Origin of the sequence: Shewanella sp. JNE2, from assembly GCF_023159115.1 — a bacterium.
GTDB lineage: Bacteria > Pseudomonadota > Gammaproteobacteria > Enterobacterales > Shewanellaceae > Shewanella > Shewanella putrefaciens.
Genome location: NZ_CP096170.1, coordinates 110,543 through 123,600, shown reverse-complemented (window position 1 = coordinate 123,600; position 13,058 = coordinate 110,543). Strand labels below are relative to the sequence as shown.

Annotated in this window: 18 protein-coding genes; all 18 read right to left on the bottom strand. The window is 50.9% G+C overall.

All coding sequences use genetic code 11. The annotated features are described in order from the left end of the window. Window positions 1–36 precede the first annotated feature (36 nt). Window positions 37–411, bottom strand: coding sequence for a hypothetical protein (locus MZ182_RS21140; RefSeq protein WP_000868821.1), 375 nt, complete (start codon window positions 409–411; stop codon window positions 37–39). A gap of 120 nt (window positions 412–531) precedes the next feature. Then, the gene (locus tag MZ182_RS21135; protein WP_000338626.1) at window positions 532–648 is read right to left on the bottom strand and encodes a hypothetical protein; all 117 of its coding nucleotides are present in this window, start codon (window positions 646–648) and stop codon (window positions 532–534) included. 9 nt (window positions 649–657) lie between these two features. Beyond that, window positions 658–897 carry a permease gene (locus MZ182_RS21130; protein WP_000714162.1) on the bottom strand — a complete coding sequence of 80 codons (240 nt, stop codon included), beginning with the start codon at window positions 895–897 and terminating at the stop codon, window positions 658–660. Between the two features lie 72 nt (window positions 898–969). Continuing rightward, window positions 970–1,248 carry a hypothetical protein gene (locus MZ182_RS21125; RefSeq protein WP_072647758.1) on the bottom strand — a complete coding sequence of 93 codons (279 nt, stop codon included), beginning with the start codon at window positions 1,246–1,248 and terminating at the stop codon, window positions 970–972. Next, window positions 1,235–2,962: a toprim domain-containing protein gene (locus MZ182_RS21120; RefSeq protein WP_000122923.1), complete on the bottom strand. Its 1,728-nt coding sequence runs from the start codon at window positions 2,960–2,962 to the stop codon at window positions 1,235–1,237. The genes MZ182_RS21125 and MZ182_RS21120 overlap by 14 nt, the downstream gene beginning before the upstream one ends. A gap of 177 nt (window positions 2,963–3,139) precedes the next feature. Next, window positions 3,140–3,526 (bottom strand): hypothetical protein, encoded by a 387-nt coding sequence (locus MZ182_RS21115; RefSeq protein WP_001077335.1) that lies wholly within the window; start codon window positions 3,524–3,526, stop codon window positions 3,140–3,142. 106 nt (window positions 3,527–3,632) lie between these two features. After that, the gene (locus MZ182_RS21110; protein ID WP_001032042.1) at window positions 3,633–3,779 is read right to left on the bottom strand and encodes a hypothetical protein; all 147 of its coding nucleotides are present in this window, start codon (window positions 3,777–3,779) and stop codon (window positions 3,633–3,635) included. 204 nt (window positions 3,780–3,983) lie between these two features. After that, window positions 3,984–4,835, bottom strand: coding sequence for a hypothetical protein (locus MZ182_RS21105; protein WP_000595210.1), 852 nt, complete (start codon window positions 4,833–4,835; stop codon window positions 3,984–3,986). Window positions 4,836–4,909: 74 nt separating this feature from the next. Further along, complete coding sequence (locus tag MZ182_RS21100; protein WP_000064431.1) at window positions 4,910–5,467, bottom strand: pyruvate dehydrogenase; 558 nt, start codon at window positions 5,465–5,467, stop codon at window positions 4,910–4,912. A gap of 73 nt (window positions 5,468–5,540) precedes the next feature. Further along, on the bottom strand, window positions 5,541–5,759 hold the full coding sequence (locus MZ182_RS21095) for a hypothetical protein (protein ID WP_000260293.1): 219 nt from the start codon (window positions 5,757–5,759) through the stop codon (window positions 5,541–5,543). A gap of 13 nt (window positions 5,760–5,772) precedes the next feature. Then, window positions 5,773–6,042 carry a hypothetical protein gene (locus tag MZ182_RS21090; protein WP_000184110.1) on the bottom strand — a complete coding sequence of 90 codons (270 nt, stop codon included), beginning with the start codon at window positions 6,040–6,042 and terminating at the stop codon, window positions 5,773–5,775. After that, entirely contained in the window at window positions 6,035–6,640 is a 606-nt protein-coding gene (yfbR, locus tag MZ182_RS21085) for a 5'-deoxynucleotidase (RefSeq protein WP_000071870.1), read from the bottom strand. The genes MZ182_RS21090 and yfbR overlap by 8 nt, the downstream gene beginning before the upstream one ends. A gap of 71 nt (window positions 6,641–6,711) precedes the next feature. Then, window positions 6,712–6,915: a hypothetical protein gene (locus MZ182_RS21080; protein ID WP_000050848.1), complete on the bottom strand. Its 204-nt coding sequence runs from the start codon at window positions 6,913–6,915 to the stop codon at window positions 6,712–6,714. Between the two features lie 201 nt (window positions 6,916–7,116). Further along, on the bottom strand, window positions 7,117–9,570 hold the full coding sequence (locus tag MZ182_RS21075) for a phosphoadenosine phosphosulfate reductase (RefSeq protein ID WP_001187970.1): 2,454 nt from the start codon (window positions 9,568–9,570) through the stop codon (window positions 7,117–7,119). 87 nt (window positions 9,571–9,657) lie between these two features. After that, window positions 9,658–10,044 carry a hypothetical protein gene (locus MZ182_RS21070; protein WP_000042274.1) on the bottom strand — a complete coding sequence of 129 codons (387 nt, stop codon included), beginning with the start codon at window positions 10,042–10,044 and terminating at the stop codon, window positions 9,658–9,660. 232 nt (window positions 10,045–10,276) lie between these two features. Beyond that, window positions 10,277–10,831, bottom strand: a complete 555-nt coding sequence (locus MZ182_RS21065; RefSeq protein WP_001093868.1) for a hypothetical protein — start codon at window positions 10,829–10,831, stop codon at window positions 10,277–10,279. A gap of 73 nt (window positions 10,832–10,904) precedes the next feature. Continuing rightward, entirely contained in the window at window positions 10,905–11,336 is a 432-nt protein-coding gene (locus MZ182_RS21060; RefSeq protein ID WP_000687894.1) for a hypothetical protein, read from the bottom strand. Between the two features lie 60 nt (window positions 11,337–11,396). Beyond that, window positions 11,397–13,022, bottom strand: a complete 1,626-nt coding sequence (locus MZ182_RS21055) for a DNA cytosine methyltransferase (protein WP_000201432.1) — start codon at window positions 13,020–13,022, stop codon at window positions 11,397–11,399. Window positions 13,023–13,058: the final 36 nt, after the last annotated feature.

Genomic DNA, 13,058 nt, shown 5'->3' with positions numbered 1-13,058 from the left:
ACCACGGGTTTTAAAAATGCAACCCCTAGTGCCACTCTATTTGTGGTCCCAAGTATTTTTATAAGCTCGGGCTAGGCGTTTCTCTATCACTTCTGACAAATTGCAACCATCGACTTCTGCCAACCGCTTCAAAATCCTGTGGGCTTTATCGCTTATAGTTATGCTTTTACCAACACCATATCCCCTTCTGCGACGTTGCCTAATTGATGTCCCGAGTTTATTGATTTGCTCTGCTGTCAGATATTTATTAATCCATTCAGTGAGTTCTGATGGTGATCGCCCCATGCTGTTCAGGCTGTCCACGGCTTCAAGTTTCTTATCGAATGGGACGTCACGCCAGAAAGCTGGGCGCGAAGCAGCTCTGAGGAGATAGATCGCCGTAGCCTGAGCATCTTCATTGGATACTTTCAAAAAAACACCTTTACCGTTACATGTCACACCAACTTCATCGTGACATGTAACACTTCAAACTGCAAGTATAAAAAAAGGCCAGCTATTGCTGGCCTTTACGTTCATTATCGCAGTTACTCTTTAGGCGTTGTGATGCTTTTTTTCCTTCTGTTTCTCATGGTAGAGATACAGACTGCCGCCAGTGACGACAGTGAAAAAAATGAGCAACCCCAACATGCCTAATGTGAAAGCGTCCATTTGACCCCCTTAGGAATTGCTGACCTTGGTTAAGATTATACCATAGATCCACAGGATAACCCCAATGACCAACACCAAACCGGCTTCTTTGACGGTTATAGTGTCCCCAGATACAGCCAATCCTACAATACCGACACCGATGGCTGTTACGGCGACCTTACGCAGGTCTTCACCGATAGCTCCCAGAGTCTTCTTGTCAGGAGAGAAAAGACGCACAAACCACGTCTTAATACGCAAAAACTTTTTCATGATTACCTCCATAGTTGAAGAGGAGGCGAATCATGCCCGAGAGGGCATGAACACCCCCTCAGGGTTAAAGTTTTAGGCAGACAAAGCTGTTGGCTTCGCCTTGTTCATCTTCATTGAGTTAATGATCTTCGTCGCTTCATCAGCAAACGGGCCAGTAACTTGGATAGGCTCCCTTCTTGCGAAGGAGGCTGTCACCATCATTCTCTGGCCGTGCATCAGATGACGATACCGAGACCGCATAAGCTCAACGTAGGCCGCAGAGGCCCCCTCCCACCCCTCAGGGGGAGAAAAGGGGCACACCGCGTCGTTACCAGGCGTTGTATCAACCTTCGAGACATCAATGACGGCCATACTCAGCTCTCCTTCTCGCAATGAAATCGCGCAGGTAGCGAGCATTCGGGAAACCGAGGCTTCCCTGACTCATCAGGACATCGTTCCAGTCAATCCCTTTCGCTCTGGGCGGGATCGGGAGTTTAGGCAGCAGGACGTACACACGAATGCCGCGCTTCTCCAGCTTGGCTTTCAGCACGTTCGCTGACTTCTCACCAGTCACAGACTTATCTTTGTCAGCCCAGATCAGTACGGTGTGAACACCTTCTGGAACCTCGAAGGACTCCATCAGGGTCGCATTGACCGTTGACCAAACCGGGATTTGAGTGACTCGATAAGCTGACAGGGCTGTTTCCAGCCCTTCTGCAACACCCAGGATACCCTCAGTCGGTTCACCGAGGCGGATGGCCGCGCCATTGACATCCAAACCGTCAGGAATGGGCATCATCTTCTTGGCGTTGCCGACCTTGGCTTTTTTACCGTTTTGGGTGAGATAGGTGCGGTGGAGCGTTACCAGGTTGCCTTCCACATCTCGGATAGCGCAGACGATAGCCGGGAATTTCCCAACTTCATTGCCATCTTCGTCGTAGTAGGCCATAGCCGGATTGAACCGCAGACAGTCTGTTTTTTCTACTTCATCAACCTTGAACAGAAGCTCGCGGTTTTTGAAGTACAGACGCATTGGCTCAGTCACATGACTGGAGAACGGCAAACACTCGTTCCATACCTTCTCGATTTTCTCACGGAGACGAGCACTGTAAGCGCGTTCGCGCTCCATTCTCTTCTCCATTTCTTCTTGGAGCTCAAGCAGCCAAGGCTTAGGTTGTTCACGAAACATCGGAACAACTTTCGGCTTGTTTTCGCTGCTTTGCTCTTCCGGTTGTGTGGCCGCATGTTGTACTTGCGGTGCCGGAGCTTCTACCGTGCGGTTGACCACAGGGGCCGACTCAACATGGTGACTCACCGGCTCAACACCACCGTTCGAGCGAGCGCGGAACTGCGTTACCGTAGCGCCGCGACGTTCCACCAGCCAGGTGTTGCGATGCGTTTGCATAGGTTGTTCTCTCACAACATTCCCCTGCTCGTCCTTAACTTCAACGACGACAGTTACAGGCTCGCGCCCGAGGTTTGTCATGACGATCTCATCCCCATACTTGGCTTCACTTTCACCAATGGCTCTTTCAAGATCCACGCCCCAGATGGTGCGTTCCAAACCGCTCTTGTCACGGATGAAGGCAAAGTAGCTGAGCTCGTTGTCTTCGTTATGCTCATAAGGAGCTTTACCGTGGGCAATCAGAGTACCGGCAATGGATTTTTTACGATTCTTGGAATCGAGAACCTTGTTATTCACCTTCATAGGCTCTTGCTGAACAGGCGCTTTGGCCTGGACAGGAGCTCGTGTCGGTGCAGCGGCTTGTTGATACTGGGGTTGCTCTTTCTCAACGCCCAGATAATCACCAACCTCGCTCAGGCACTGTTTAAAGTCCCAGTTATTGAGCCACATCAGCAGCTCAAAACCATCATGATTGGCACCGCATGTATTGCATACGCCGCCACCAGTCAGGTGGGCATCCTTGAACAGTCGGAAGCCATCTTTCCCGCCGTGGATAGGACAAGAAACATGACGACCAGGTTTACGGAGAGCTGGTTCAAGATGGGGCGCTAGGGCCGCCAGGATGAATAGCCAGTTTCCGTTTGCAGCTTCACGAACGGTGTCAGCTTTGTAGTAAGACATAGGTTTTCTCCTTAGCGTGAACCCCAGCATCGAGGCTTCCTTAAACCCCCGTCGCCAGGGTTTTAAGGAAACCCCGACACCGGGAGAATGTGCCAAGGAGGCTCCCCAGCCGGGGAGAACTCCCCGGCGAGGGGTTTAAAAAGGTCGCCCCCGAAACGGAGGCGAATTTTGTGAATATCACAAGCACAAATGAGTGCCATCTTCCGAGGCCATCATGATTGTGACATCTGCGGTTACAGGATCTGACTTAATCACAACCTCAGTGGGTTTGAAAAAGCCATCTACAGTGGGCATGGGGTAATAAAGACGAATCTTTCCCCAATTCTTGTTGTCGGTAAAAGCGACCTTTGTTTGAGCAACACAAAGCTGCAAAAACATGAAAAGGAAGTCTTCTACCGAGTGCTTACCATCTGCACCAAATACTCCATCGACAATTGCCGGGGTCACTGCCACATTGGTCAGGAAACCAGCTTGTTTACCGATGGAAGATTGGTCCACCAGCAGACCATCATTGATGGCTTGTTGACGGATTTGGGCGAGGTCCAATTTAGCTACTTGGTTCATAAGGTGTACTCCAAAGTTAATGGGTACACCTACCCCGTGCGGGGAAGTGTACCCGCATGGGTTATTGAAAGGTCACGGCCAAAGCCGAGCTTTAAGGTTCCGAGTTTTACGCTGGCTGAATGCGCCAAAGAACGGTCGGAGGAAACGAGTCAGCGACACGCTTCACATTCGCGTAAAGAGTGTCCTTAAAGACACGCTCTAAGCGACGACCACCTTGACGATAAACCAACTTAAAGTCTTGGAATTTGTTCATGGATACCTCCAGAAATAACGGGAGGTATCTCCAGCAGGAGATAGACTCCCGCAGGGATTAATAAATTAACGTTAATTTGCTGTTTGTTTTTGGCGACCAGCTATCGCACGCTTTCGCCCTCAGGGAGGACAAAATCTGCTTACTGATGGCTTAACCATGAGTAAGAAGACTTGGGAAGTAAAGCAGGGGTTTCCCCCTGCCTTGTTATGCCGCTTTGAGGTGGCGAGAGAAAAAGTCCCTGGTTTGCTGGATAGCGCCCCGGAGAAGTTCTCGTCTGTAGCCAGCGTAGCTCTTGTCATCACTGGCAACGGTCAAGCCGTGCAGACTCTCTTCACCCAGGACAATCTCGTTTTCACGAGAGAGTACCTCAACACGTAGGCCAAGCACTCGCTCTTTCCCTTCCAGGATAGAACAAATTGTTTGGTCTCTTACTTCGTCATCCCAGTGGCCCATATCGAAATCCCGCTCAGGGAGTTCAGTAACACGCACCAGGTAGTTTTCAGTGGCCCGTTCCCAAACCACTTCATCTTCGCATGGAGAGGCCTCGATCAGCGAGTACCCGTCCGCTTCGAGCTTCTTGGAAAGACTTTTTACATCATCCGCCAGCTCCAGCACAAAGCGTTCCCAGAGGTCTTGCCAGCGCTCGACCATATCCTGGTTAATCCCTTCAATGCCGGTGCCAATCATGGAATCATCATCAGGGAAGATCCCTGTGAAGTCCACGTTGTCGTCGATGTTCATGCAGTTCCAATGGCTGTAGTGATGCCCGTGACTATTCCGAGTAATGGACAGGTCACAGGAACCATATTCGCGGAGGACAGAAAGCATATTCTCAATGTCTTTCTGTGCCATCAGGTTCTTCACGCGGCTGACAGCATCCACTTGGCCGGGCTCAGTGCTGAATAGGCGATTCATGAGAGCTTTGACGTCATCAACGCTCAAATCCCCGTAGAAGGCTACGCCATCCCCCTGGCAGTATCCGAGACTGTACTCAATCGTCAGATCATCCGGGTATCCACACTTAACCAGTTCGTTTTGAAAATGCTGTTTAATCATTGGTATCTCCTTAATTTCAGAGGGAGACACCATCCCCTCAGGGACCGATGTCCCCCGTGGGGTTAATGTTTGGGTTAAGAAGCCTTGCGGTTTAATTCAGTATCAAATCGAGGACCTTTGAGAACCGCAGTTTTCATAACCTCGAAGTTTCTTGGGTAACGCAGCTTTGAAACTGCGCCAGCTCGGATGTCGGCAGCCTCACTTGGAGAGACTAGCCTTAACCCTTCGCTGGTTTCAGCGTAGAACCAACCGGCATAACGCTCATAGGCATTCTGCTGGTACTGTTCAGTCGCCATATTCTTCCGGATCGCCTCTGTTAAGGCCTCAACAACACCGTCATCTTTCGTGATGATGTTGAAAACATGAGAGACGGTCAGGAAGTTCCCAAAGAAGCAGGCTGCCCCAAGCCAAGGCTGGAACATTTCGCCATTTCGCCCCGTCCTCACCATTGGTTCAAACGGGTATGGGCGATAACAGTGATACTGCTCAAACATCGGGTCAAGAACGTTGTCACCCAGGACATCCAGTAAAGTCTGAATGCTGTCCGGGTCTTGGCCTGCCCACTTACTCCCATTGCTGAGAATCAGTGTTTTACCGTCAGTACGCTCCAGAGCTTGTTCAAAGTTAGACATAGTGCATTCCTTTTGGTTAGGACGCACCACACCCTCTCGGGATGATGCGCCCGAGTGGGTTAGTTGAGAAGGCTTAGCCGTCAAGTCCGTAAATTACGGCGGAGCCGGGCTCCATCTCGACAACTTGTGCGCTTCCTTCTTCTATCAGCTCCTGCATGTAACCAGACTCAGCATCCGGATTACGTTCGCAGTGTTCGTCCCAGCGTTTCAAAAGCCCTTCTGTGGCTTGTCCGTGGGTCTCACCAAGGCCGATAAACTCATAGTGTCCTGTGTTTACGATGATCACCACCATAGCTAGTGCTCTCCTACAGGTCACTTGGTACATACAGGTCATCTTTGATGGCAGAAAAATCGACAGGAGACTGGTCCCCATAGGTTCGATTCACGCCACCAGCATCATCGACACTGACAAAAACCGTGCGGAGTAAACCGCTGGGCTTTGCAGGGTAAACGATGCTGACATGCTGACCTTTGTACTGTTCTGACAAAGTGCTTTGAAGCTCATCAACCGAACGGAATTTCCGGTCGCGGCCAAAGTCCTTAATCTTGATGTCGCCAGGGATTGGATTAGTCATCGTTACCCCCTGCCAGCAGTTTATCTACTGAATGGCCGAGTCCGTTACCAAACCATTTGTCCAGAGCGTCGATTTCCGGGAAGTCCGATTTCACCTGAGCAACAACACGTTCCATTTTGCTGAGAGCATCCTGGAACTCAAGGCCATTACCTGCGGCCACCTCAAGTTTGCACTTGATGTAAGCGGAGTAGGTATCACAGGCCTTAACCAGTGATTGTTCATAGCCACCGGGAGCGAAGGCTATGGCGACTGCATCCTGGAGTTCTTCGGGAAGAGTCTGGATGAGTTTGTCCTCTGCGGCCTTTTCCAGTCGTTCAAACTCACGCTGCAAAACAGCGTTTGCTTTCTTGACCGGTGTTACAACATCCGAACAGAGAACCTCGGCTGCATCATGCAACGAAGCATGAGCAAGCATGACTGCCAGATCCACCGACTTCCCTTGCTGAATGGCAATATTGCCAGCCAGGTAGGAAAGCAGGGTAACAACAGCGCTGTGTTCCAACACAGACTCCGGTTGAACAGAGTGCATCAGTGACCAGCGTTTGATCAGGCGTTGGCGCAAGGCCAGAGCTAGAAAGCCGAAATTTGAATTAGACATAGTGCCTCCAAAATTGGTTGGAGGTACACCAAAGCCGACCGGGCCTTGGTGTACCCGGTTGGGTTACTTAGTTATCTCGGGTCAAGCTGCTTAGCTATAGCGAGTAAAAACGGATGGAATGGATGATCTTGCGGGACACCCCCAACAAGCTCACGGGCTAAACCGACTGAGTTTGTAGCCAACACCTCTTTGACGGCCAGAATGATTTCATTGTCGATTTCATCCTGGGTCTTTCGTTGTTGGTCCACCAGCCGACTTAACTTGTCTAGGCTCATGCTTCTCTCCTTTGTTTGTGGGAGAGAACCCAGGAGGGGTTTCCTCCCGAGGGGTTAGGTTATTGCTGTTTTGGGCCAGCTACCGTTATAGCCAGCAAGCGCTGACAATGAACAAAGAGTATGACAGCCACCTAAAAGGGTAAAACGCTGTAATTGCCCTTTTGGGGTGCAAAAGAAAAAGCCCTCCCGAAGGAGGGCTTTTTATGCGGCCAAGGACAAGCCTTGCTGTCCTCTTTGCAACTCTGTGTCGTCGCGGCGATGTAAGCGTTGAACCGCCTTGATCATCGTTCTGACATGTCGCTCCAAAGAGGCTGGATGGCGTTTTGACAGTAGGTTGATCCAGTCGAGATAGATAGCAAGCGCGGAACCTTCGGTTAGGGCTGCCTGTATCGCCTCATACTGCCCTACGGCACTCTGGACCACATCATTCACCCACTGGGCGTCAGTATTGTCCAAGAGCTCGCAGAGGGCCGTATAAGCCTTCCTTCTGGTCGCGGCCATGTAACGACGAATGTTGGCGTTTCCGCTCCCCTCTCGCCCTTCCATGACGCTCATACAGAATGCGCTGGAGTAACAAAGCATCGCGTCAGTCACGTAGTTAAACCATCGCTCCTGATGCCGTTTCTGTTCTTCCATTGCTTCCTGGTCAAGTTGCTTCTCGATGAACAACCCCGTCGGAGTACGGTGGTGCAGATGGTACTTGAACGTTAAGTGCAAGTTGACCCACCAGCGTACCGTTGCCAGTCTTCCCTTGATTTTTCGCTTCACCAGATCTTTGTACTTAGCATCGCTAAGCACTTTGACATCCTTGCGCTGTTGGATTCCTTCCATCGTCTGTAGCCCTGTAAGGCCCATCTGGTGGTAGGTTTGACCTCTTTGCATCATACGGTGATACAAAGCGCCTTTTCCTTTCGCAAGCTGGATTGCTCCGAACCGAAGGTAGAACTGCGCTGCACTACCGGGCGTATAATGTCCCTTTAGTACAGACTCCCTTAGTCGCGGGTATTCGTTCCAGATGATGAACGCAGCGGAGTCGGGATCGACTTTCACTTCATCATCTTCTGCGAAGCAAACCACCCTTCTCTTTCCGTCTGCGGTATTGATCACTTGCGCTGCCAACGGGTCATCCCCGCCGTCAAAGTAAGCCATTTCCGCTAACGGATCGGCCAAGCCATCAGAAAGCGAACCATCGCCCCAGCGACCAACCTTCAACCACAATGGCTTCGGAATTGGTGACTGAGGAACGGTTTCACACTGCGGCTCGTCTTCCAGCAAGTCCAGATCACCCATCGACCAAACCCTGTGGTAAATCTCCAGGGCATGGAAAGGCTTATCATTGAAATGATGGAAGGCCCACATGAAGTCGATATGGACTAAAGCCTCTTCCGATATGATCCGGAATTGTGGCTCTGCCATTCGACGGTTCCAGTCGTTATCCTCTGCTTGACCAGTAGCCAGCTTGTATGCCAGCTCATCAGCTCTCTTTTGCTCCATGTAGTCCATGCTGCAACAGACATGAAGCAATCGTTCTAGGAAAACAGGACTGTAAACGTCCGGCTGTATTTTGATGTATCCGCCCTCGTAAATCGTTCGACCTACGGGATGGCGGTCTTCCCATGCGTACCGGCGTTTTGCCAAGTAGCGCTGGATGCGGTTCAGCCCCGACATATAGCCATGCCTTTCAGGGTCCGTGGCAAGCAACGTCTCCATTGACTTATCCAACCCAACAGCCTGGCAAGCCCAGCAACCGAAGCGAGCGCCACAGGCGTCACTGGCCTTCTTCTCTGTTGCCGACCACACGCACTCCCCTGTTGCCGCCTTGTAAAGCTCTGCCGTAGTGACATTGCTCTCCAAGTAACTTGGCAGAGGATATGCTGAGCCCATGCCAGCGGATAGTAAGAACTCCCAGACATCACTCGCCAACCAGTTTTTCACCACATACAGCTCACCCCCATCTTTCGTCTTAATGACGCGATCTGAGCTTCCTCGCTGTTTTGCAATGTTGGCCGCACGAATAGTGCTTTCAGCATCACGACTGCCCAGCAAAAGGCAGACTTTCTGTCGAACCTCTTTGGGAAGCTCTCGCATATAAGCTGCCTTCGCTCTTTTGGCAGAGGTGATTTTTAAATCCTGGCTACACTGGCGGGCCGTGGAGTTGGAAAACGTAGGCAACCCCCTCCCAGTAAGGATTCGGCCCGTCCAACTCTGCGAGATCCCAGGCTTTGCTAGAACGATGGTCAGAGGAAGGTTTTCCTTCGCAATGAAACGCTCCAGCTCGGCCAGTTTCTGATCCGCCAGCCACCTTACCTCTGGGCTTTCGATCAGTGTGTCAGTGTGCAAGATGAAGTGGTGCTGGCTGATGGTCGCCCCACTCCTTACAGCCCGGATCAGGGCCATCAGGAACAGGTGCAAGACCGTTTCAGAATCTTTACCACTGGAATAGCCGATCATCATGGTCCACCCATCAATTAAGGCCGTGTGAATGGACTCAACCGATGACGTGATCAACGATGACAGACTGGTTCCTCTACTGGCATCAACGAAGTTCAAATCCTCGTTATCAGTCAGTTCTGACCAAACAGAATCCCACTTATCCCCACGCAAAAGCACTGGGATGGGTTGTTCTGATAGATCAAAGTTTAATGTTTGTTGCATAGGGCCTCCTGGATTAGCAGGGTGCCCATCCCTTCCGGGAAAGCACCCCGGTAGGGTTAAAATTGAATCCTGGCTATCAGACCTGAACTAGCTGCTACTCGACATCTGGTTGTCTTCGTATTGCTGCTTGGCCTGTTTCACCAGATCAATGTCACCGTCTTGCAGCTTTTGAATATCAAGCTGTAGACGAGCCTTGTGTTTCAACAGTTCAGCGACCGCATTATCAATGTGATCAATGAGCGATTGGTTTTTTTGGATGGTGTAACTGTTGAGTTCATCGAGCAGGGGCCATGCAACACTCGAATGAGTGTTGAGCAATGGGTACTCTGCTTCGATCTCACAAACCACACCGTTTGCTCCTTCTCTGTAATGAGGGAACCCGACACGCAGACCGATACGACGATCCAGCGCTGCATTTACAGTACATTCCAAAGAAGTTCGGTTTGAAAAAACATCGTTGACGTTTTTAGACATGCTATATCTCCGTTCAGTTTATGACGGAGCCCCCCTAACAGGAGGTGCTCCCGTCAGGGTTGATAATTTGCTGTTTGTTTTTGGCAGCCAGCTACCGCACTTGAGCGCCTAAGGCACTTTCCGAAGCACCCTGGGAAACCGAGATGCTTGGGAAAGCGCGGGGTTTCCCCCTGCGCTGATTACCCTTTTTAAGGGGCCGGTACGCCGATTTCTCGGCGCACTCAGGTTGAAGCTACACAGTCAAGAACCAACGTTTCATAGGGACGGTGATGTCTATCATCCCGTTTCCACATGGATTCTGGCCCCAGAATCTGTAGGTCGTCTCATAGAAGTCAAACTCAGACAAGGACTGAATCTGCGCTTCTGAGATCGGCTCAAATGGTCCACCGCAACCGATGTGCATATTGAGCCCATAATCTCGAAGCTCTAGCTCTCCGAGATTTAGCGTCTTCCCGCCCACACAAGCAACCAAGTTCTGGTTTCTGACGTCGCCTTCTTTGAACAGCAAAGCTGACTCATCGTAGCTCCCATATTGGTTGGTAAACTTCACAATATGCCCGTGCTTAGGTGAGGTTTGTTCCGACAACTCTTTCAGTAATCGCTTTACGCTTTGAAATCTCGCGTACAGAGCTGGCGTAAACTGCCCAGAGTAGTTCAAGTTTGGGCAGATCATTTCAAGCATCTCATCAGGTACAGATTCAAGCCCCATTTGCGCGGCCAATGGCTTCGCCTTTTTCAGACCTTCCTCAAGCACTCTCTGATTTACAAGTTGTTCTAATGTGTTCATTTGACTCTCCACTTTCGAGAGAGCAATGCAAGCCGTCTCCGGACTTACATTGCCCGTTAACGGCTTTATTGGTTTATCCCAAGAGGTACGGAGCTACGCCAGTCAGGAAGCCCATGACTCCCAACACAGCGCCAACCACGCCCAATTTGATTGACAGTTGGACACTTTGATCCGGATGGTTCCAGAACCACTGCCAGACTTCCCAGCGCCTGGCTCTGCGAACCTCAAGATTTACAGTGTCTTTAAAACGAACACCCAGAGCATCTACCGCATCGTAATCCAGCGCGACCGCCAGCTTTGTGATGGATAAATTCCCAGGGTTGCCCATCGCATACCGGAGAACCTTTGCTTTGGTCTCTGGGTTTACGATCATAACCGGCTCCCTCCTGAAAAAACGGGTCTTGTCTTTTCGCTTGGAATCCATGTTGCGGTTATGGAACCTGGCAATGCAGTGTTGAAGGCCTGAATCCTCGGGAGGTAAAGGCACAACAGTTTCGATTTTCATGATTACTCTCCTTTCGGATAGGCCGGAGCAAAGGCCTTTCGGCATTGCCCCGGTGAGTTACTAATGAACCAAAGATGAAGTGACCATGATTGCGTCTCCGGACATCATTACCGGGAGATATTCGCAAGGCTCATGGCCGCAGCTCTTTTTAGTTCCGTTAGGTGAATAGACAGCCAATTGACCATCCATAATGTTGAAGGGCATCCCCTGTTTTTTCGCTGCCGGTGACAGCTTGAGAGTGCCCTTTGCGTCAACCAATGCCGTTGCCCAATGGAAGTCTTCACCACCGATCACCGGCTGTGATTCATCCACGACTTCGACCATGATTGGCATCATTCCAACCCAGCTCCACAGGCTGTTCCCTAATGCGAGGGCTAAAGCCTCGAACGCGGGAAAGACTACCGATTGCCCGAGAATCTGGTGGGCAATAGTGTCCGACAGACCTTGGATGAGTTCCTCTGGTATCCCTTTCACTCGACAATGTTCTGTCGGTGTAAAGATGCGAGACAACTCCGGCTGTTCTGGATGAACAATGAAAGGTTCGGTACTTCTGCATTTTGCATAGTCCTTACCTATGGTGCCGCAAAACTCATCGTCGCCAGTCAGAAGCTGGCGAGAGAACCCCTTGCCAGCAGCTTTGTCTCTCAACTCCTTCTCAGCCAGATAGTCAAATGACTTCCAACGTTCAGAATCGAGCGGAACTGGCTCCAGGATGTCCTGTATGCGACTTTCCTTGGTGCGAACAGGCTGAACCTTCTCAAGTTCAAACCCGTCGATCCCGTGGGAAAGCGCAACAACACAAAGACGCTTGCGGCGCTCAATAACCCCAAACTCATTGCCGTCGAGAATGCGCTCTTGTAGGGAGTAACCCAACGAAGAGAGCACCGAACGAATCACTTCCATCGAAGCGGTGTTCTGGTACTCAGGCACGTTCTCAATCAGCACAACGGCTGGGTTTAGCGCTTCTACGAATTGCAGGAAGTTGAAGAACATGGCACCTGCCGCCTCATGCGATTCGGCAAACTCCAACTTGTTCTTACTGCGACCTGACTTTGACGCGCCGGTACACGGTATGCCCCCCATCAAAACATCCACCTGTGGTGGGCGTTTGCTGAGATTCACAGCCTGGATTGGCGATTCGATAACAATAGAATCTTCGTTCCAAAGCTCCGGGTTATTTGCCAAAGACGAATCGAGATATTTCCCTTCCATCTCCACGGCCACAGATATGGCACTGGCAATTCCCGCCTTGTGAAAACCGGCGTGAATCGCTTTATCAAGCACACCACCCCCATGAAAGAGGCTGCATACCGAAAGCGATTCTCCATTCTCCAGCTTACTGATAAGCCGGTTGACGCGCTCGATCACTCGCTCTTGTTGATGGTGAGCAGAGATCACAATTGCGCCGTTACGGATGAACACGCGGAGCATCTCTACACCGTCAAAAACGGTAGCAAGCTCCTGCACGGTCAGATCGATGATTGGAGACACCCGGCCATTGCGCTCGCGCTTACTGATGGTGAACTTACCCTCCTCTTTGACGCGAAGCACAACCTGGGAATCTTTCAGCTCCAGATCATACTTCATGCCAGGATAGTAACCTTCACGCAGTAGCTTTTGGCCTTCCAGCCAGACGCGCTTCTTGCCTCGATGTTCTCCTAACTTGGTGTTTACGATAGTAGCCATGAGCTCTCTCCTTTCGGTTGAGAGGCCACTACCGTC